Below are 20,550 nucleotides of genomic sequence, written 5' to 3'. Positions count from 1 at the left end.
TAGTGCAGAAGATACTTTTGTTAGTAGTTTCTACCCTTTTTTTACTATCGGGTTGTTTACCTAATTTTGGTTCACAGGATGAGGTTGTTCAAGAAGATAATAACAACAATAATAATAATGAAGAAAGGGCGATTGTTCCTAAATTTCAAATTTCGGAAGATTATTATCGGACATTGACTCCTTTTAAACCTTCAGGTGCAAGAGGTCAAATTACTAGCAATATGAGTTCTAGATTTGATAGTGATGAATTTGAAGAGGGGCTTTTACGTATTTCACAAAAGACTTTTAGTACCGATAAATATATTTTCCAAGAAGGTCAGTATTTAGAAAGAGAAACAATTTCTGAATGGATAAAAGCTTTAAATCCAACTATTGCTGATCCTGGCAGTGAAGCTAGTATTGAAGATAGGAAAGAAGCGAGACAGCAAGCGCCGAGATATTTAGCCCATATTTTAGAACATAATTTCCTTATTCAAGAAGATGATAAAGTTAAGTTAGCAGGAATTTCTATTGGCCTAGCATTAAATTCAGTAGATTATTTTCGTATCGAAGGTAATAATTTCGAAACACCAATTTCAGACAGTACGATTGAAAAAGAAGGAAAACGAATTGCTGAAGAATTGATACATCTTCTTAGAGGAGTTGAAGGTTTAGAAGAAGTTCCGGTTACGATTGGTTTATTTAAGCAACAACCAAGAACGTCAATAATTCCGGGAAGCTATTTTGCATATGCTACGGTTAAAAGCGGTGGTAAATCATTGGAGTGGAATAATGTAAATGAAAAGTATGTACTTTTCCCTTCAAATGATGCAACCAATTATAATCGTGATGATGCAGAGCGTTTTTCTCGCTTTAAAGAAGATGTTAGTATGTACTATCCAAACCATAATGGTGTAGTAGGAAGAGGATTATATATTAATGATGAGTTACAAAAAATCTCAATTGATATTGACTTCCAATTTTATGGAAAAACGGAAGTAATTGGGTTTACACAATACATAGCTGGATTAGTGGTGGAAGCTTTTCCAGACTACGTTATTGTAGAGATTAATGTGAAATCAGTTGCCGGTCAAGAAGCACTTATTTTGAAAAAACCGGATATGAAAGAACCGTTTGTGCACATTTATTAAGTGTTTTATTAAACAGCATTGGTAACTATTAGTAATATGTAGGGGAGATAGGCCTTGATAAGAGGCAGATCTCCCCATTTTTATTGGGAAATGAAAAAAACGACTTTTTTACTAAGTAGTTTTAAAACGACTCATTGCGTTAAAGAACGCTATTTTTGTTATATGAAGTTGAAAACATCGTTCAACCTAACGCTTAACACCTTATCTAATTACTGAGACTTCAAAAGAAAAACCGAGCATAAATATACTCGGTTTCAACTGAAAAATTAATCTATTAATTTAACACATGTTTTACAGCTTTATGCCCAATATCTTTTCGATAAAATGTTTGATCCCAATGGTATTTTTCTAATTCAGCATAAACTTTTTCTTGTGCCTTAGCGATAGAAGGAGCTTTTACAGCCGTTAAGAATAATCGTCCACCATTTGCGGTATAGTGTCCTTCTTCGTTTAATTCAGTTCCTGCATGGAATACTGTCAATGGTTCCGTCACATTTTCTAAATCTGTTAGCACAAAACCTTTTGCATAATTTTCAGGGTATCCACTAGCTGCAATCACGACTCCAAGCATGGCTTCTGTATCCCATTCAATAACCGGCTTTTCACCATTTAATAAACGTAAAATTATATCAACTAAATCTGATTTCATTCGCGGTAAAACAACTTGTGTTTCAGGGTCACCAAATCGAGCGTTAAACTCAATCACTTTCGGTCCATCAGCAGTTAAAATTAATCCTGCATAAAGAATACCTGTGAAAGTGCGTCCTTCTTTAATCATTGCTTCTGTAACTGGATGTAAAACTGTTTCAATGGCAGTTTGAACGACCTCATCACCGATAAAAGGAACTGGGGAATATGCCCCCATTCCACCTGTGTTTGGACCTTCGTCACCATCAAAGGCACGTTTATGATCTTGTGCAATTTCAAGTGGAAGTACAGTCGTACCGTTAACAAGTGCCATTAAAGAAAACTCTTCACCTTCTAAAAACTCCTCAATAACGACTTTAGAAGCTGCGTCACCGAACTTACTATTGATAAAATAATCTTCCAAAGCATCTAAAGCTTCTTCTAATTCAGTAGCAACAACTACACCTTTTCCCGCTGCTAAACCGTCAGCTTTAAGAACAATTGGTGCGCCTTTTTCTATAATATATGCTTTTGCTGCTTCATAATCGGTAAATACTTCGTATGCAGCAGTTGGAACATTGTATTTTTTCATTAAATCTTTAGCAAAAGACTTACTACCTTCAATTTCCGCTGCTAATTTGCTTGGACCGAATACTTTTAATCCTGCTTCATTAAATTTATCTGCTAGACCTGCTTGAAGCGGTGCTTCTGGGCCAATAATTGTTAACCCGATATTTTCTGCTTTTGCAAAATTGACTAAATCTTCATGGTTACTTTCATCGATGTTAACTAGTGTGGCACAATTTAACATCCCTGGATTTCCAGGTGCTACATAAACCGTATCAACAAGGGGACTCTCACTAACTTTTTGACAAATCGCATGTTCGCGACCACCGCGACCAACAACTAGAACCTTCATTTTTACACCATCCCTATATTAATATGAGAAAGAATACACAAATACGAATCAAAGGTTGAAAAATTATTGTTAAAGGAGGTGCCAATCTTGACACCTTCCTAAGTAAGAAAATCTTAATGTTTGAAATGGCGAACGCCAGTAAATACCATAGTAATGCCATATTCATCGGCTAATTTTATGGAGTCTTCATCGCGAATGGACCCGCCTGGTTGAATAATAGCAGTAATACCAGCTTTTGCAGCGGTTTCCACTGTGTCGTTAAATGGGAAGAAGGCATCTGATGCTAAAACCGCACCTGTTGCTTTTTCGCCTGCTTGTTCTAAAGCAATATTCGCTGCACCAACACGGTTTGTTTGACCTGCACCAACACCAAATGTTTGGTCTTTTCCATTAACTACAATTGCATTAGATTTAACATGTTTAACAACTTTCCAACCGAATTTCAGAGCTTGCCATTCTTCTTCTGTTGGTTGACGTTTGGTAGGAACTGTAACATTTGCATGTTCAAGTGTATGGCGATCATAATCTTGAACGAGCATTCCACCTTCAATGGATGTATAACGTAATTCTTTTTCATCTATTTCATCAAATGGAACTGTTAATAGACGGATGTTTTTCTTCGCTTTTAATATTTCTAAAGCTTCTTCGCTGAAGGAAGGAGCGATAATAATTTCTAAAAAGATCTCATGTAGCTTTTCAGCTGTAGCTTTATCAACTTCACGGTTTAACGCTACAATACCACCGAAAATTGAAACAGGATCTGCTTCAAAGGCTTTTACATATGCATCAAAGATCGTTGAACCAGTACCAACTCCACATGGGTTCATATGTTTAATCGCCACTGCAGCTGGTTCATCAAATTCCGCTACAATTTGTAATGCAGTAGCTGCATCGTTAATATTGTTATAGGAAAGTTCTTTTCCATGAAGTTGTGTTGCATTAGCAATAGAAAACTTAGAACCTAGAGGTTTTTGATAAAACGCAGCCTTTTGGTGTGGGTTTTCACCGTAACGAAGAGCTTGTTTTAACTCATATGTTACAGTTAGTTTTTCTGGTAATTCTTCACCAGTTAATTCAGTCATGTATTCTGCGATTAATGCGTCATATGCCGCTGTATGTCGGAATACTTTTGCAGCAAGTTTTTGACGAGTTGCAAAAGTTGTATTTCCTTCTGTAGAAAACTCTTCAATCACTGTCGCATAGTCGGCAGGATCTACTACAACCGTTACATACTGATGGTTTTTCGCAGCCGAACGCAACATGGATGGTCCGCCTATATCGATATTTTCGATAGCTTCGTCAACCGTTACATCAGGTTTTTCAATTGTTTGTTTAAATGGATATAGGTTTACGCAAACAAGGTTAATAGGTTTAATATTAAGGTCAGCGATTTGTTTTGCGTGGTTTTCATCACCTAATTTTGCAAGTAAACCACCATGAATATTTGGGTGTAATGTTTTAACACGACCTTCTAAAATTTCTGGGAAGTTTGTAACTTCACTAATTCCAATAACTGGAACTCCAGCTTCTTCCAATGCTTTATAAGTTCCACCAGTTGAAATAATTTCAAAGTCAAGTTCTAAAAGTTTTTTTGCAAAATCGACAATGCCAGTTTTATCAGATACGGAAATAAGTGCGCGTTTTTTAGTCAATGTAAAAGCCCCCCATAATAAAATTGGATATAATCAAGAGTTTAATAGTTTATTTAAAACGTCAGGGAAAAGTTGATGTTCAACTCGTTGAATTTTTTGTTGTAAAGACTCATGGGTTTCTCCTTCGTCAATATCAACCGATCGTTGCTCAATCACTTGCCCTGTATCCATTCCTTCATCAACAAAATGGACAGTTACTCCAGTTTTTGTAACGCCAGCTGCTAGCGCTTGACCGACGGCATCCTTTCCAGGAAAGGCTGGTAAAAGGGAAGGGTGAATATTAACGATTTTCCCTTCAAATTGATTTAATAGAGTTGGTCCAACAAGCCGCATATAACCAGCTAAGGCAATAAAATCAATTTCATATTCTTCAAGTTTTTTCAAAATTACTTGTTCGTAAGCTTCTTTATTTTGAAACTCCTTTGGATAAAAGGTAAAGCACGGAATATTTTCCTTCTCTGCTCGTTCAACACAGTAAGCTTCCGGTTTATCACAAATGAGTAATGAAATCTCTGCTTTTAAGTCTCCAGACTTTACAGCATCGACAATAGCTTGGAAATTGCTCCCATTTCCTGATGCAAAAATGGCTATCTTTTTCATGATTTCCTCCAAAGGGTTAAATGGTAACACCAGATTGATTTGTAACTTTACCAATAATTTGCGCTTCTTCACCTTGTTGCTTCATAAATTGCACAATATTTTCTGCTTCATCAGGTTGAACTGCAAGGACCATACCGATTCCCATATTGAAAATGTTATACATTTCATCGTGTTCAATATTTCCTTCTATTTCTAAAAGTTGGAAAATTCGTGGGATAGTCCAAGACCCTTTTTGAATACTTGCTCCTAACCCTTCAGGTAACATACGTGGTATATTTTCAATAAAACCACCACCAGTAATATGAGCCATGCCTTTAATATTAAATTGTTTTAAAGCAGCAAGAATTGGTTTTACATAAATTTTTGTCGGACGTAATAATTCATCACCAAGGGTACAATTTAGTTCTGGAATGTAAGTATCAAGTTTATAATTACTGTCTTTTAAAAATACTTTCCGGATAAGGGAATATCCGTTGGAATGAATACCATTGGATGATAATCCAACTAGAACATCGCCTTCTTGGATCTTTTCTCCTGTAATGATATTTGCTCTTTCAACAGCACCAACAGCGAAGCCCGCAATGTCAAACTCGTCATCACTGTACATGTCTGGCATTTCTGCTGTTTCGCCACCAATCAAAGCACAGCCTGACATTTCACAGCCATCAGCAACACCTTTTACGATTTGTTCTACTTTTTCTGGAACGGCTTTACCTAAAGCAAGGTAATCTAAAAAGAATATTGGTTCTGCGCCGTGTACAACAATGTCGTTTACACACATTGCAACAGCATCAATACCAATCGTGTCGTATTTTCCCGTTAAAAAGCTAATCATTAATTTCGTACCGACACCATCTGTACCAGAAATGAGCACTGGTTCTTTCATATTTAAACTGGATAGATCGAACATTCCACCAAAACTGCCAAGACCACTTAATAGACCCGCACGTTTTGTTCGTTCAACATGTTTTTTCATTCGTTTAACGGATTCGTACCCGGCTTCAATATCAACTCCGGCTTGTTTGTAGGCGTTCGCCATTTTTTTACCTCCATTCAATGCATAAGGTCTCATGAGAAATTTTTAATAAATTCGATAAACTTTATTAATAGTAGTAGCTACAGTTGGCTCATCAATGTTTATTTCAGTTGGATATTCACCAGTGAAACAAGCGAGGCAAGCTCCTTCAAGTTTACTTGAATCATCTTGTTTGAGTGCTTTTAACATGCCTTCTTCACTCAAGAAGGTTAATGAATTAGCACCGATTATTTCTCTAATTTCTTCAACGGTTCTTCCGGAAGCAATTAAATCGTCTTTACTCGTTGTATCAACTCCGTAAAAACAAGGGTGTTCAATTGGTGGTGAAGAAATTACTACGTGAACTTCTTTTGCACCAACGTCCTTAAGCAACTTAACTATTCGTTTACTAGTTGTACCCCGTACAATCGAATCGTCGACCATTATGACTCGTTTACCATCTACAACACCACGAACAGCAGATAATTTCATTTTTACACCTTGTTCACGTAATTGTTGCGTTGGTTGGATAAAGGTACGGCCAACGTAGCGGTTTTTGATTAAACCGAGTTCGTAAGGGATACCAGATTGTTCAGCGTAGCCAATTGCAGCAGATATACTTGAGTCCGGTACACCTGTAATAACATCGGCCTCAATTGGAGCTTCGATTGCTAGTTGTTTACCTAAGTTTTTTCTAGCTGTATGAACATTCAGAGAACGAAGATTACTATCTGGTCTTGCGAAGTAAACATACTCCATTGCACACAATGCCATTTTTTCCTTTGGTGCAAACATTTCAGAATGGATACCTTCGTCATTAATAATGATCAGTTCACCGGGTTCGACATCACGAATAAATTCAGCACCAATAATGTCAAAAGCACATGTTTCCGAAGCAATTACATATGATTCACCTAGTTTACCGATGGATAAAGGGTGTATGCCATTTGGATCAAGTGCAGCCATTAATTCGTTATCAGTCATAATTAAAAAGGCATAAGCCCCAATTAAACTATTTAATGCAGCTTTCACCTTACTAATAAAGTTCGGATGTTTACTTCTTTTAATTAAATGGGCAAGAAGTTCTGTATCCGATGTAGTTTGAAAAATACTCCCTTGTGCTTCAAGTAAAGCTCGCATACGCCCTGCGTTAATAATGCTTCCGTTCAGTGCTAAAGCAAGGTTTCCAGTATGGGAGTGAAATAATAGTGGTTGAATGTTTTCAAAGCTACGGTCACCATTTACTGTATAGCGAACGTGTCCGATGCCCTTATGTCCGGGCATTTCGTCGATTACTTGTTTGGAGAAGACCTCAGTAACAAGACCTTCTCCTTTTTTTACAATTAATTTATTACCATCATTAATGACAATCCCTGCACCTTCTTGCCCACGATGTTGCAGGCTTTGAAGGCCATAATACGTAATATGGGCGGCATTATCATGGTTCCAAATACCAAATAAGCCACATTCTTCGTTAAGCCCTTTTATTTCAGTTAGCATGGGATTGCTCCTTTCCGAACGTCATGTCATTGTCTATTTCAGCTAAAGCTTCTTCATGTGTCTCGCATAGACGAGTAATATGTCCCATCTTACGATTATGTTTCGCTTCACTTTTTCCGTATAAATGAATTTTCCATTCTTTAAAATTATTTAAGTTCGTCAAAAGTGGTTCAACGTGTTGACCTAAAATATTGACCATTACAGCAGGTTTAACAATTTCAGTTGAGCCTAAAGGCAAGTTGCAAACAGCTCGAATATGTTGTTCGAACTGTGATGTAATACATGCTTCAATCGAAAAATGACCAGAGTTATGTGGTCTTGGCGCTAATTCATTGATAAATATTTTGTCATCCTCAGTTAGAAACAATTCCACAGCTAATGTACCAACGAGTTCCAACTTATCGGCAATTTGTTTTGCTGCCCGTATTGCCTCTTCTTTAATTGCATCATTAATTCGAGCTGGTGCAATGGTCATATGAAGAATATTGTTTTTATGAATATTTTCAGCGACTGGAAATACGGTCGCATCACCGTTTGAATTTTTCGTAATAATAACAGAAAGTTCTTTCTTAAATGCAATCCATTTTTCAAGTACACAAGCACCGTGTTGAATTAGTGGTAAAGCTTGCTTAACGTCTTCAATTGTTTTAATCACGACTTGCCCCTTGCCGTCATAGCCACCAGTGGCAGTTTTCAAAACAACAGGAAGTTGTAATTCTCCAATAGCTAATTCAAGATCTTCCTTTTTTTCAATAACACGATAAGGAGCAACGGGAGCCCCGGCTTCTTGAATCGCTGCTTTTTCGTAAATTCGGTTTTGTGTAATTCGTAAAATTTCAGTTCCTTGAGGGACGTAAGTATTGTTTGTAAGCCACTCAAGTGCTTCAGCATCGATATTTTCAAATTCATATGTGATTACATCACATTTTCTAGCGAGCTGTTCTATTGCTGATAAATCGTTATAAGCTCCAACGATTTGCTCATCAGCAACTTGACCACAAGGACAATCAGGAGTTGGATCTAGGACGGTTACTCGATATCCCATGGCTTTAGCAGATAAAGTCATCATTTTGCCAAGTTGACCGCCACCGATAATCCCGATTGTTTGCCCAGGAAGAATAACTTTAGACAAGTTGATCACTGCTTTCTATCGAACGATTTTTATTTTCTTCACGAAATTGTTCTAATTTTTCAGCGAGAGTTTCATTAAAGGCAGCTAACATTTGCACTGCTAAAAGACCAGCGTTTTTTGCTCCGCTATCTCCGATGGCAACTGTTGCTACTGGTATTCCAGCGGGCATTTGTACTATTGAAAGTAAAGAATCTAAACCATTTAAAGCCTTTGATTGTACCGGCACACCAATGACAGGAAGAGTTGTTTTTGCAGCAACCATACCAGGTAAGTGAGCTGCTCCGCCTGCGCCAGCAATTATAATTTTTAATCCTTGCTTTTTAGCATTTTCTGCAAATTCGAACATATAATCAGGAGTGCGATGGGCTGAAACAACTTTTTTAATATATGGAACTTCAAATTGATCTAGTATATCACAAGCATTTTTCATTGTTTCCCAATCAGAAGTACTGCCCATAATTACGGCAACTTGTGGTTTCATAATTAAACCCCTTTTCTATTTTTCTACGTTTAAAAAAGAAATATAAAAAGGCTTGGTCTGCTTAAATTAATTGAGAGAAAGCAGTCCAAACCTGTAGAAGACAATGATATTCCTATTTTGTACAAAATTAAGTTGTACATTCATCGGTTTATGGTTTCCTACTTTCTCTCATAGTCCGATAATTTACGGTTATCGGGTAGAGACTTATGGGCCGTATTCCCATAAATATATGAGAGAAAATGTATTTGATTTTGTATCTACATCTTAACAATTGAAACAAGTCATTGTCAATAAAAAAATCGAACAAATAATTACAAGTTATTAAATAATGTTCGTGTTTTAGGGGCGAGAGTTGTTTGCTAAGTAAAGTTATAGTAAAAAATGCTGAAAGAAAAAGAAAAAAAATCAACTGTTTTTTAATATTTCTGAAAAATAAGGTAGATAAAAAGGGAAACACGGATGTTTGTAGAATATAGTAGTTTAATAAATCATGGGATCATATTTTGAGATATTCTATCATACTTTAATATGTACTGCATATTAATAGTTATAATGAATACTATAAAAAGGAAGAGTGCCTATGGTTGAAATGGAAAGAAGGAAGAGAAGACAAAGTCGTAAAATGTTATTGCGAGCGAATCTATTATTTGTAGTCGTTTTCTTTCTATTTTCAATTCTAATTCTTCGCTTAGGTTATGTGCAAATGGTCGAGGGAAAAAGTTATATTAACAAAATTAAACGGACGGATGATAATATTGTCTATCATCCTGTTCCGAGGGGAGAAATTTTCGATCGAAATGGTAATCTGTTAGTTAATAATAAACCTCTAAAGGCGATTACATATACACCTCCAAAAAATCCACAACCGAAAGATCTACTAAATTTAGCTGAAAAACTTTCCGGATATATTCAAATGAATGAAGATGATATAAACAAAGTTCCCGAATGGGTAAAAAAAGAAATATGGATTATCCAAAATAATGACGGGAACGAAAAAATAACGAAAGAAGAAGAAGAGTTAGTTAGAAAAAAAGAGTTATCAGATCGAGACTTATATCAGTTAATACTCGAACGAATAACGGAAGAAGATATTGATCCTATAAATGGGAATGTTGCAGCGATATATCAACAATTGAGGTCTGCCATCGCTTTTACCCCAACAATAATTAAAAATGAAGGGGTAACGGAAGTAGAGTTTGCCAGTGTCAGCGAAAACCTAGAAAATTTGCCAGGTGTTTCAATTACAACAGATTGGCAACGGGATTATCCGTTTGGACAAGTGTTCCGAAGTGTACTTGGACGAACGAAAGAAGGGCTTCCTACTGAAAAACTTGATTATTTTGCAACGAAAGACTATGCATTGAATGATCGATATGGTGCTAGTTATTTAGAAGAACTTTATGAAGATGTTTTAAGTGGTGTAAAAATTCAAGAGAAGGTTATAACTGATAATCGCGGAAATTTTGTTAGCTCTGAAATTATATCTGAAGAAGAACGCGGGAGAGATTTAATATTAACAATTGATATTGAATTCCAAGAGAAAGTGGAGCAAATTATTCAAGAAGAACTGTTGCGGGCAATAAAACATCCAAGAACCGATACATTAGATCGAATGTTTGTCGTTGCCATGGATCCTAAAACAGGTGAAATTCTTGCTCTAGCTGGAAAAAGATATAATCGGGAAACACAATCCTTTGAAGAGTTTTCCCATGGAACTTTTACGCAAGCATTTGAGGCAGGTTCTACAGTGAAAGGTGCAACGGTACTAACTGGCTATCAAACCGGAGTACTTAAACCTGGAGACCAAAAAGAGGATAAGCCGATGGATATTCCAGGTCTGAAAGAACCAAAGTCTTCCTATGGGGGCAATGCTTTAGGTGTGATGGATGATTTGAAGGCCATTGAAAGATCATCAAACGTTTATATGTGGTTAATCGCCTTAGATATTATGGATGGATACTTTGTACCGGGCAGTCGCTTCTCATTAAACCCAGAAAAAATTGAAACTATTCGTTATTATTTCGGTCAATTCGGACTTGGAACAAAAACAGGTATTGGTTTTAAAGAAGAAATTGAAGGATTGAAAGCAAAAAAAGATCCAGGAGAACAAGCTGCTTTTCTTGATATTGCCATTGGTCAATTTGATACGTACACTCCTTTACAGTTAGCCTCTTATGTCGCAACAATTGCCAATGACGGGAATCGCATGAAGCCGATATTAGTAAAAGAAATTCGTGAGGCAGATTTGGATAAGGATGGGGAAAGTCCGGTTATTCAAGAGTTTCATCCGACGTTATTAAATCGCCTTGATATGAAACAGGAATGGATTGAACGAGTGCAACAAGGTTTTTGGCAAGTAACCCATGGCTCGCAAGGAACAGCTCGGAGATATCTTGCTAGTTTACCTGTGGCAGGGAAAACAGGAACTGCCGAGTCTCGTTACGTAGATGACAATCGTTTTAAAAATGGTGTCGATACAAGTCATTCACTTTTTGTTGGTTATGCACCATTTGATAATCCAGAAGTTGCAATTTCTGTTACTGTTCCGCATGCCTTTTATGGAAGTCAACCGTATGGCTACACTATTGGTGCGCATGTTGCTCAACGGGTATTTAGCGCGTATTTTGAGTAAATATAATAGATAATACAAGGTGAATGATAAGGAGAGACTATTAGCGTCATATAAAGTTTAGCTGATTAATAGTTTTATAATGGTCTCTCCTTTTTTTAGTTTGTTTTACAACATCTATAATTCATTGAAGATTCTAAGTAAAAAAGCTAAAATAGATTTGAATAATCTTTTTATTCAAAACTTTCTGCAGGGGGGATATGACATGGTAAAACCATATGCACATGAAACTTTTACAGATTTCTCAAAGAAGGAAAATCAGGAAGCCTTTTTAGAAGGCTTAAAAAAGGTAGAGAGTTATTTAGGTGAATCGTATGATTTAGTCATTGGTGGAAATCGAATAGAAACGGAAGAAAAAATTGTTTCAACGAATCCTGCGAATAAAGTTGAAATTATTGGTTATGTTTCTAAAGCTTCGAAAGAACATGCGGAAGAAGCCATACAAGTGGCGCTAGAAACTTTTGAAACATGGCGTAAAACAAAACCAGAAATGCGAGCTGAAATATTATTTAAAGCAGCGCATATCGTTCGGAAAAGAAAACATGAATTTAGTGCATTACTAATGAAAGAAGCGGGAAAACCTTGGCATGAAGCCGATGCCGATGTTGCAGAAGGAATTGACTTTATGGAGTACTACGGCAGACAAATGCTAGAAATAAAAGATGGGGCACCAGTTTTATCAAGACCAGGTGAACGTAACACATATGGTTATATCCCTCTTGGAGTCGGTGTAACTATTCCACCTTGGAACTTTGCTTTTGCAATTATGGTAGGTACAACAGTTGCGCCGATTGTGACCGGAAATACAGTGTTATTGAAACCTGCATCCGCAACATCTGTTATTGCTGCAAAGTTTGTAGAAGTATTAGAAGAAGCAGGTTTACCAGCAGGGGTTGTTAACTATATTCCTGGTAGCGGTTCAGAAATTGGGGATTATTTAGTTGATCATCCGAAAACAAGATTTATTAGTTTTACAGGTTCTCGAGAGGTTGGTACACGTATATATGAAAGGGCCTCCATCGTTCACCCAGGACAAATTTGGTTAAAGCGTGTTATTGCCGAAATGGGTGGGAAAGATACAATCGTAGTGGACAGTGAAGCCGATTTAGATTTAGCAGCTGATTCAATAGTAAAATCTGCCTTCGGGTTTGCAGGTCAAAAATGTTCAGCTTGTTCACGGGCGGTTGTTTTAGAAGATGTATATGATGAAGTATTGGATCGGGTCGTACAACGGACAAATGAATTAGTTGTCGGTGACCCATTAGATCGTGAAACTTTTGTTGGACCAGTCATCGATCAAGCAGCGTTTGACAAGATTACAAAGTATATCGAAATTGGTAAAAAAGAAGGAAAATTAATTGTCGGCGGCACAGGTGATGATTCAAAAGGTTACTTTGTTCAGCCAACGGTTTTTGCTGATGTCCATCCAAAAGCACGAATTATGCAAGAAGAAATATTTGGTCCGGTCGTTGCCTTTGCAAAGGCGAAAAGTTTCAATGAAGCTATTGAGATTGCGAACAATACGGAGTACGGTTTAACTGGCTCTGTGATTTCCAATAATCGTGAACATATTGAAAAAGCAAAAGAAGATTTCCATGTTGGAAACTTATATATAAACCGTGGTTGTACGGGCGCAATTGTTGGCTACCAACCGTTTGGCGGATTCAATATGTCAGGAACGGATTCAAAAGCAGGGGGGCCAGATTACTTACTTCTTCATATGCAGGCAAAGTCGATTGCGGAACAGTTTTAAAAAATGAAATTAATGGGCAGGCTGAAATTATGAGTTGAAATCAGCCTGCTTTTGTTATTGACTAAATTAGATGTATTATTTTTTAATTATGAGCGTGAAATTTTTTTATAAAAGGAAATTTTTACTTAGAAGCATGAATTTTCCGTATGGAAAAGCTTATTGAAACGATACTTTGCATATACTACAATAGAATTAATATGATATAAGGGTGAATAATTAAATGTCACAAAAGTCAACGTTGGAAGAGTATTTAGAACAGGGGATACATGGAAAAAAGGAAATTAACCCTGAAGAACGGAGAAAATTTTTAGGTACAATCCGTGAAAGAATCGTTATTGCTTTGACAAAGGATCAAATATTTGAGTCAAAAATATATAACGAAGTCGAAAAGGAAATGAAAGAACATCCAAAAACAAAATTGCTTTTAAATGGAACAATTTCTTATGAGATTTTAAGAAAATACATTAAGGTTGCTAACGAAAATAATATTCCATTTACGATTGTAGAAAATAAAGAAAGTAATACAGATATTGGTTTAGTTTTAACATATGATAATTATGCAATTGAAAAAGAAGAAATTTATGTAAAAGATAAAGTAGAAATCGAATCGACAAAACCGAAAAAAACAACAACAAAACCGCGAACAAAGCGGATTTTGAAAAAACTTTTTTCAAAAGGTAAATTGAAAAAATAATGCGGAGGAGATTGCTAGGTCTACATCAGCGATCTTCTTTTTTTATATTGGAGGTGGAGTAAACTTATTTTATGTAATAATATAAAAGAATTTGACAACAGTATTTCTGAAATTAGTCAAAACATGGTAAAATATAAATTAGTTTTGCTTTAAGCAATTGTATTGTAACAGATTCCGTTGTTTAATTACTTTGGAGGTGAATTAAATGTCAAGAATTTCAAAAGAAGATGTTAAACGTGTGGCGGACTTATCTCGTCTTACATTTGAAGAAGAGGAAATCGAAAAATTTACAACTCAGTTAGATGAGATTATTCGTTTTGCAGAACAGTTAAACGAAGTAGATACGACAAATGTTGAACCAACGTCACATGTTTTAAATATGAAAAATGTAATGCGTGAGGATGTATCTGAACCAGGCACACCACGAGAAGAATTATTAAAAAATGTACCAGACCATAAAGATGGACAAATTCGTGTTCCATCGATTATCGAGTAAGGAGGGAAAACTTTGGGACTATTTGATCATAAATTAAAAGATTTACAAGAGTTACTACGTAAAAAGGAAATTACAGTTTCAGATTTAGTTGATGAATCCCTTAAACGTATACACGAAGTTGAGGACAAAGTTAAAGCATTCATTACTGTTGATGAAGAAAATGCTCGTGCGAAAGCAAAAGAGTTAGATGCAAAACTTAGTACAGAAGAAGCGAACAATATTCTATTCGGAATGCCGATTGGAATTAAAGATAATATCATAACAAAAGATGTACGTACGACTTGTGCAAGCCGTATGTTAGAAAACTTTGATCCAATTTACGATGCGACCGTAATGAATAAATTACATAATGCTGGAGCTGTTATGATTGGTAAATTAAATATGGATGAATTTGCAATGGGTGGCTCCACTGAAACTTCATATTTCCATAAAACTTACAATCCATGGAATTTAGAATATGTTCCTGGAGGTTCATCAGGTGGTTCTGCAGCAGCTGTTGCAGCTGGTGAAGTTCCATTTTCACTAGGTTCTGATACGGGTGGATCTATTCGCCAACCTGCAGGATACTGTGGCGTTGTAGGAATGAAACCAACATATGGTCGTGTATCCCGTTATGGATTAGTAGCATTTGCTTCTTCATTAGATCAAATTGGACCAATTACACGTAATGTAGAAGATAATGCTTATATTTTACAAACAATTGCTGGTGTTGATCCGAATGATGCCACTTCAGCAGATGTTCCAGTACCAAACTATGTGGAGCAATTAACAGGTGATGTAAAAGGCTTGAAGATTGCCGTTCCGAAAGAATATTTAGGTGAAGGTGTTCACGAATCCGTACGTAATGCGGTACTTGAAGCATTGAAAGTGTTAGAAGGATTAGGTGCGACCTGGGAAGAAGTATCATTACCAAATTCCAAATATGGAGTATCTGCATACTATATTCTTTCTTCATCTGAAGCATCGGCAAACCTTGCCCGTTTTGACGGTATTCGTTATGGTTATCGAGCAAAAGATGCAAAAAATTTAATGGAATTGTATAAGAAATCACGTTCTGAAGGCTTCGGTGACGAAGTGAAACGTCGGATTATGATCGGAACGTTTGCCTTAAGCTCAGGTTATTATGATGCTTACTATAAAAAGGCTCAACAAATTCGTACATTAATTAAACAAGATTTTGAAAAAGTATTTGAAAACTATGATGTCGTAATTGGACCAACAAATCCAACGACGGCATTCAAGATTGGCGAAAAAATTGACGACCCAGTCACGATGTATGTTAACGATTTGTTAACAATTCCAGTCAACCTTGCTGGTCTTCCAGGTATTTCTGTACCATGTGGCTTTAATAATGGATTACCAATTGGCCTTCAAATCATTGGTAAACATTTCGATGAAGGTACAGTTTATCGCGTAGCCCATGCTTTTGAACAAGCGACAGATTTCCATAAACAAAAACCACAATTGTAAGGGGTGAAATAAATGAATTTTGAAGCGGTAATTGGACTTGAAGTACACGTAGAATTGAAAACGAAATCGAAGGTATTTTCACCATCCCCGAACCAATTCGGAGCAGAACCAAATACAAATACGAATGTGATTGACTGGGGTTATCCAGGAGTTTTACCCGTATTAAATAAAGAAGCAGTTAATTTTGCTATGAAAGCGGCAATGGCATTAAATATGGACATTGCGACAGAATCAAGTTTCGATCGAAAAAACTATTTTTATCCGGATAACCCGAAAGCGTATCAAATTACGCAAGATGCACAACCAATTGGTAGGAATGGTTGGATAGAAATTGAAGTGAACGGCAAGACTAAGCGAATTGGTATCAATCGTTTACATTTAGAAGAGGATGCCGGAAAACTAATTCATACAGAAGACGGGTCTTTAGTTGACTTAAACCGTCAAGGAACACCCTTAATTGAGATCGTATCAGAACCAGATATTCGTACACCAGAAGAAGCATACGCTTATTTAGAAAAATTAAAAGCTATTATCCAATACACAGGTGTTTCCGATGTTCGAATGGAAGAAGGATCTTTACGTTGTGACGCTAACGTTTCCCTTCGCCCAATCGGTCAAGAAAAGTTCGGCACGAAAACAGAATTGAAAAACTTAAACTCCTTTAACTTTGTTCGAAAAGGATTGGAGTATGAAATTAAACGACAAGAAAAAGTATTGCTTGCTGGCGGTGTCATTAACCAAGAAACACGCCGTTATGATGAGGCAACTGGAGAAACGATTTTAATGCGTGTAAAAGAAGGATCGGATGATTATCGATACTTCCCGGAACCAGACCTTGTTGAACTTTACATTGATGATGAATGGAAAGAACGTGTTCGAGCATCGATTCCTGAACTTCCAGATGCACGGAAAAAACGATATATTGAAGAATTAGGTTTACCAGAATATGATGCGAAAGTTTTAACGATGACAAAAGAAATGTCCGACTTCTTTGAAGCAACTGTTGCTGCTGGAGCGGATGCAAAACAAGCATCAAACTGGTTAATGGGAGATGTGTCTGCATACTTAAATGCGGAACAAAAAGAATTGCATGAAATTGCACTTACTCCAGAAAGTTTAGCTGGGATGATTAAGTTAATTGATAATGGCACACTTTCTTCAAAAATGGCGAAGAAAGTCTTCAGTGAACTAGTGGAAAAAGGCGGAGATCCAGAGAAAATCGTAAAAGAAAAAGGATTAGTTCAAATCTCTGACGAGGCTACATTATTAGCGCTTGTTACAGAAGCGTTGGATAACAACCCACAATCTATTGAAGACTTTAAAAACGGTAAAGACCGTGCTATTGGCTTCCTAGTTGGTCAAATAATGAAAAAAACAAAAGGACAAGCCAACCCACCATTACTTAATAAAATTTTACTTGAAGAAATTAAAAAGCGATAAAAATGTAAGAAGGGTAATCGAAGTCAAGGTGACTTCTGGTTACCCTTTTATTTTTTAAAAATTGAATGTAAAATTATAGAAAATAATAGAATGGATAATAGAGAAGTTTTTTAGTGGTCAATGCGAATGTTGTTTGAGAGATCAAGTTTTTGAAACTATTGATTGAAATAATCGTATGTATAGTTATAAAAGGAGGAGAACGATGCGAAGTGGAAACCCAAGTTTAACGGATAAAACTTTTGAGTCTTATACAGGTCATGCATATGGCGGTAATACAATGACTATACAGGGAACCGTTAATAAAACGTTTATTTTACTCGTTTTAATTGTTGTAAGTGCAGTTTTTACATGGTCCCAATATTTTGCTGGTGAAAATGTTGGCCTTTATATTACCGTTGGTGTTTTGGGTAGTTTAATTGTTGCGTTAATTACTATTTTCGTAAAAAGATTGGCCCCTGTTTTATCACCGATTTATGCAATTTTAGAAGGGTTTGTGATTGGTGGGGTTTCGGCGATGTACGAAGCTCAATTTCAAGGAATTACCTTCATGGCGGTTTCTTTAACTTTTTCGATTTTATTTGGTCTGCTCCTCGTATATAAAAGTGGTCTTATTAAAGTAACCCATAATTTTCGCTTAGGAGTAGCGGCAGCAACTTTAGGTGTCTTTTTAACATACTTATTAAGTTTAATATTAGGTTTTTTCGGTATCCAAGTCCCATTAATTCATGAAACGGGAACTTTAGGTATAATAGTAAGTGGAGTGATTGTCTTTATTGCAGCGCTAAATCTCGTTTTAGATTTTGATTTTATCGAAAGAGGAGCTGCAGTTGGTGCACCGAAATATATGGAATGGTACGGTGCCTTTGGATTAATGATCACTTTAGTATGGCTGTATTTAGAAATTCTCCGTTTGTTGTACAAAATATTTGCAAATCGGAATTAAGAGGTGAAAATGGATGCAGTTAAATGATTGGTTTGAAAAAGCGATGAGCTATAACGATTATGTTGAACAGATGACAAGAAACAAGGAAAAAATGCTGTCAATTTATGAGCGATTTGAGTTGAAAGCTGAGCATGTTGGAAAGCTAGAAGGGTTACGTAATAGAAAGTTGCGGGCAATTGCACTGACAGAAGATTGGTGCGGTGATGCGATGGTCAACAATCCAATTTTAATGAAAATTGCTGAAGTTGCTGATATTGAAGTACGTTATCTGTTGCGTGATCAAAACTTAGAATTAATGGATCAATACTTAACGAATGGGACATCTCGCTCGATTCCAATTTATATATTTATAGATGAAGCTGGAAATGAAGTAGCTGTGTGGGGGCCCCGCGCGCCGGAAGTTCAAGCATTTGTTGATGAAGAACGCGCAGCTCTGCCGGATAAAGATGCTCCAGACTTTGCAGATAAACAAAAAGATATGTACCGCAAAATGACGAAGCGATTCCTAGAAGATGACGAGCTGTGGGAAAGAATTGCGGATAGTATTGTGGAGAGATTAGTTAAATAGTAGCGAGTGTTACTACTCAAATGAATGAAGTTCCTTCAATGTTTAGTTGAGGGAGCTTTTTTTGATTGTGATGTGTGAATGCTGTTTCGTGGATAAATTTTGATTTAGGATTGGTTGGAATGTCATTGTTCCAGATTCTCGCGGATAAAATGAAGTGAGGACTCGTTAGAAATGTCATCGATAGGCGTTCTCGTGGACAAAAAGCGAAGAAGGCATGACCGAAATGTCATCGATAGGCGTTTTCGTGGACAAATAGATGCAGAGACTAGTCCGAAATGTCATCGACAGGCGTTTTCGAAGACAAAATGAGAAGAAAGCATGTCCGAAATGTCATCGACAGGCGTTTTCGAAGACAAAATGAGAAGAAGGAATGACCGAAATGTCATCGACAGACGTTCTCGAAGACAAAATGAGAAGAAAGCATGTCCGAAATGTCATCGACAGGCGTTCTCGAAGACAAAATGAGAAGAAGGCATGACCGAAATGTCATCGACAGGCGTTCTCGAAGACAAAATGAGAAGAAAGCATGTCCGAAATGTCATCGATAGGCGTTCTCGAAGACAAAAAGCGAAGAAGGCATGACCGAAATGTCATCGACAGGCGTTCTCGAAGACAAAATGAGAAGAAAGCATGACCGAAATGTCATCGACAGGCGTTCTCGTGGACAAAAAGCGAAGAAGGAATGCATGAAATGTCATCGACAGGCGTTTTCGAAGACAAAATGGGAAGAAAGCATGACCGAAATGTCATCGATAGGCGTTCTCGAAGACAAAAAGCGAAGAAGGCATGACCGAAATGTCATCGATAGGCGTTTTCGAAGACAAAAAGCGAAGAAGGCATGACCGAAATGTCATCGACAGGCGTTTTCGAAGACAAAATGAGAAGAAGGCATGACCGAAATGTCATCGACAGGCGTTCTCGAAGACAAAATGAGAAGAAGGCATGTCCGAAATGTCATCGACAGGCGTTCTCGAAGACAAAATGAGAAGAAGGCATGTCCGAAATGTCATCGACAGGCGTTCTCGAAGACAAAAAGCGAAGAAGGCATGTCTGAAATGTCATCGACAGGCGTTCTCGAAGACAAAATGAGAAGAAAGCATGTCCGAAATGTCATCGACAGGCGTTTTCGAAGACAAAAAGCGAAGAAAGCATGTCCGAAATGTCATCGACAGGCGTTCTCGAAGACAAAATGAGAAGAAAGCATGTCCGAAATGTCATCGACAGGCGTTTTCGAAGACAAAAAGCGAAGAAGGAATGCATGAAATGTCATCGACAGGCGTTCTCGAAGACAAAATGAGAAGAAAGCATGTCCGAAATGTCATCGACAGGCGTTCTCGAAGACAAAATGAGAAGAAAGCATGTCCGAAATGTCATCGACAGGCGTTCTCGAAGACAAAAAGCGAAGAAGGCATGCATGAAATGTCATCGACAGGCGTTCTCGAAGACAAAAAGCGAAGAAGGAATACATGAAATGTCATCGACAGGCGTTTTCGTGGACAAA

Annotated in this window: 18 protein-coding genes and 1 riboswitch; of the genes, 11 read left to right on the top strand and 7 right to left on the bottom strand. The window is 37.0% G+C overall.

Features of this window, described 5'->3' with window-relative positions; all coding sequences use genetic code 11:
- Positions 1-2 precede the first annotated feature (2 nt).
- Positions 3-1,130, top strand: a complete 1,128-nt coding sequence (locus tag GW534_RS02465) for a CamS family sex pheromone protein (RefSeq protein WP_161919473.1) — start codon at positions 3-5, stop codon at positions 1,128-1,130.
- 274 nt (positions 1,131-1,404) lie between these two features.
- Here the strand turns inward: GW534_RS02465 and purD are convergent, their stop codons facing one another.
- From purD to purE, 7 genes are all read right to left on the bottom strand, one after another.
- Entirely contained in the window at positions 1,405-2,676 is a 1,272-nt protein-coding gene (purD, locus tag GW534_RS02460) for a phosphoribosylamine--glycine ligase (RefSeq protein WP_161919472.1), read from the bottom strand.
- 113 nt (positions 2,677-2,789) lie between these two features.
- On the bottom strand, positions 2,790-4,328 hold the full coding sequence (purH, locus tag GW534_RS02455; RefSeq protein ID WP_161919471.1) for a bifunctional phosphoribosylaminoimidazolecarboxamide formyltransferase/IMP cyclohydrolase: 1,539 nt from the start codon (positions 4,326-4,328) through the stop codon (positions 2,790-2,792).
- Between the two features lie 33 nt (positions 4,329-4,361).
- On the bottom strand, positions 4,362-4,928 hold the full coding sequence (gene purN, locus GW534_RS02450; protein WP_161919470.1) for a phosphoribosylglycinamide formyltransferase: 567 nt from the start codon (positions 4,926-4,928) through the stop codon (positions 4,362-4,364).
- 16 nt (positions 4,929-4,944) lie between these two features.
- On the bottom strand, positions 4,945-5,967 hold the full coding sequence (gene purM, locus GW534_RS02445) for a phosphoribosylformylglycinamidine cyclo-ligase (RefSeq protein ID WP_161919469.1): 1,023 nt from the start codon (positions 5,965-5,967) through the stop codon (positions 4,945-4,947).
- Between the two features lie 42 nt (positions 5,968-6,009).
- Complete coding sequence (gene purF, locus GW534_RS02440; protein ID WP_161919468.1) at positions 6,010-7,443, bottom strand: amidophosphoribosyltransferase; 1,434 nt, start codon at positions 7,441-7,443, stop codon at positions 6,010-6,012.
- On the bottom strand, positions 7,433-8,581 hold the full coding sequence (gene purK / locus GW534_RS02435) for a 5-(carboxyamino)imidazole ribonucleotide synthase (protein WP_407670433.1): 1,149 nt from the start codon (positions 8,579-8,581) through the stop codon (positions 7,433-7,435). Before purK ends, purF begins: the two co-directional genes overlap by 11 nt.
- Positions 8,568-9,056 carry a 5-(carboxyamino)imidazole ribonucleotide mutase gene (gene purE / locus GW534_RS02430; protein WP_161919466.1) on the bottom strand — a complete coding sequence of 163 codons (489 nt, stop codon included), beginning with the start codon at positions 9,054-9,056 and terminating at the stop codon, positions 8,568-8,570. Before purE ends, purK begins: the two co-directional genes overlap by 14 nt.
- 151 nt (positions 9,057-9,207) lie before the next feature.
- Positions 9,208-9,309, bottom strand: a riboswitch (purine riboswitch).
- A 327-nt stretch (positions 9,310-9,636) separates the two neighbouring features.
- Between purE and GW534_RS02425 the strand changes: the two genes are divergently transcribed.
- From GW534_RS02425 to GW534_RS02380, 10 genes are all read left to right on the top strand, one after another.
- The gene (locus GW534_RS02425) at positions 9,637-11,688 is read left to right on the top strand and encodes a peptidoglycan D,D-transpeptidase FtsI family protein (RefSeq protein ID WP_246203865.1); all 2,052 of its coding nucleotides are present in this window, start codon (positions 9,637-9,639) and stop codon (positions 11,686-11,688) included.
- A gap of 202 nt (positions 11,689-11,890) precedes the next feature.
- Complete coding sequence (pruA, locus tag GW534_RS02420) at positions 11,891-13,438, top strand: L-glutamate gamma-semialdehyde dehydrogenase (protein WP_161919465.1); 1,548 nt, start codon at positions 11,891-11,893, stop codon at positions 13,436-13,438.
- 220 nt (positions 13,439-13,658) lie between these two features.
- The gene (locus tag GW534_RS02415) at positions 13,659-14,132 is read left to right on the top strand and encodes a YueI family protein (RefSeq protein WP_161919464.1); all 474 of its coding nucleotides are present in this window, start codon (positions 13,659-13,661) and stop codon (positions 14,130-14,132) included.
- Positions 14,133-14,337: 205 nt separating this feature from the next.
- The gene (gatC, locus tag GW534_RS02410; protein WP_161919463.1) at positions 14,338-14,628 is read left to right on the top strand and encodes an Asp-tRNA(Asn)/Glu-tRNA(Gln) amidotransferase subunit GatC; all 291 of its coding nucleotides are present in this window, start codon (positions 14,338-14,340) and stop codon (positions 14,626-14,628) included.
- A 12-nt stretch (positions 14,629-14,640) separates the two neighbouring features.
- Positions 14,641-16,098 (top strand): Asp-tRNA(Asn)/Glu-tRNA(Gln) amidotransferase subunit GatA, encoded by a 1,458-nt coding sequence (gatA, locus tag GW534_RS02405; RefSeq protein WP_161919462.1) that lies wholly within the window; start codon positions 14,641-14,643, stop codon positions 16,096-16,098.
- Between the two features lie 12 nt (positions 16,099-16,110).
- Positions 16,111-17,538 (top strand): Asp-tRNA(Asn)/Glu-tRNA(Gln) amidotransferase subunit GatB, encoded by a 1,428-nt coding sequence (gene gatB / locus GW534_RS02400; RefSeq protein WP_161919461.1) that lies wholly within the window; start codon positions 16,111-16,113, stop codon positions 17,536-17,538.
- Between the two features lie 202 nt (positions 17,539-17,740).
- A complete protein-coding gene (locus GW534_RS02395) occupies positions 17,741-18,481 on the top strand; it encodes a Bax inhibitor-1/YccA family protein (protein WP_161919460.1) in 741 nt (246 codons plus the stop codon).
- Positions 18,482-18,494: 13 nt separating this feature from the next.
- Positions 18,495-19,049, top strand: coding sequence for a thioredoxin family protein (locus GW534_RS02390; RefSeq protein ID WP_161919459.1), 555 nt, complete (start codon positions 18,495-18,497; stop codon positions 19,047-19,049).
- A 578-nt stretch (positions 19,050-19,627) separates the two neighbouring features.
- Complete coding sequence (locus GW534_RS02385) at positions 19,628-19,891, top strand: hypothetical protein (RefSeq protein ID WP_161919458.1); 264 nt, start codon at positions 19,628-19,630, stop codon at positions 19,889-19,891.
- Positions 19,892-20,147: 256 nt separating this feature from the next.
- The gene (locus GW534_RS02380) at positions 20,148-20,519 is read left to right on the top strand and encodes a hypothetical protein (protein ID WP_161919457.1); all 372 of its coding nucleotides are present in this window, start codon (positions 20,148-20,150) and stop codon (positions 20,517-20,519) included.
- The last annotated feature ends 31 nt before the right edge of the window (positions 20,520-20,550 follow it).

This window comes from Pallidibacillus pasinlerensis, assembly GCF_009996845.1.
GTDB classification, from domain to species: domain Bacteria; phylum Bacillota; class Bacilli; order Bacillales; family Caldibacillaceae; genus Pallidibacillus; species Pallidibacillus pasinlerensis.
This window is presented reverse-complemented; position numbering and strand designations above follow the sequence as displayed.

Coding starts and splice junctions, on each gene's coding strand:
- purD (WP_161919472.1), bottom strand. CDS start 2,676: ATGAAGGTTCTAGTTGTTGGTCGCGGTGGTCGCGAACATGCGATTTGT.
- GW534_RS02390 (WP_161919459.1), top strand. CDS start 18,495: ATGCAGTTAAATGATTGGTTTGAAAAAGCGATGAGCTATAACGATTAT.
- GW534_RS02425 (WP_246203865.1), top strand. CDS start 9,637: ATGGTTGAAATGGAAAGAAGGAAGAGAAGACAAAGTCGTAAAATGTTA.
- GW534_RS02385 (WP_161919458.1), top strand. CDS start 19,628: ATGACCGAAATGTCATCGACAGGCGTTCTCGAAGACAAAATGAGAAGA.
- gatB (WP_161919461.1), top strand. CDS start 16,111: ATGAATTTTGAAGCGGTAATTGGACTTGAAGTACACGTAGAATTGAAA.
- GW534_RS02415 (WP_161919464.1), top strand. CDS start 13,659: ATGTCACAAAAGTCAACGTTGGAAGAGTATTTAGAACAGGGGATACAT.
- GW534_RS02380 (WP_161919457.1), top strand. CDS start 20,148: ATGTCCGAAATGTCATCGACAGGCGTTTTCGAAGACAAAAAGCGAAGA.
- purM (WP_161919469.1), bottom strand. CDS start 5,967: ATGGCGAACGCCTACAAACAAGCCGGAGTTGATATTGAAGCCGGGTAC.
- gatC (WP_161919463.1), top strand. CDS start 14,338: ATGTCAAGAATTTCAAAAGAAGATGTTAAACGTGTGGCGGACTTATCT.
- purE (WP_161919466.1), bottom strand. CDS start 9,056: ATGAAACCACAAGTTGCCGTAATTATGGGCAGTACTTCTGATTGGGAA.
- purF (WP_161919468.1), bottom strand. CDS start 7,443: ATGCTAACTGAAATAAAAGGGCTTAACGAAGAATGTGGCTTATTTGGT.
- GW534_RS02395 (WP_161919460.1), top strand. CDS start 17,741: ATGCGAAGTGGAAACCCAAGTTTAACGGATAAAACTTTTGAGTCTTAT.
- pruA (WP_161919465.1), top strand. CDS start 11,891: ATGGTAAAACCATATGCACATGAAACTTTTACAGATTTCTCAAAGAAG.
- purN (WP_161919470.1), bottom strand. CDS start 4,928: ATGAAAAAGATAGCCATTTTTGCATCAGGAAATGGGAGCAATTTCCAA.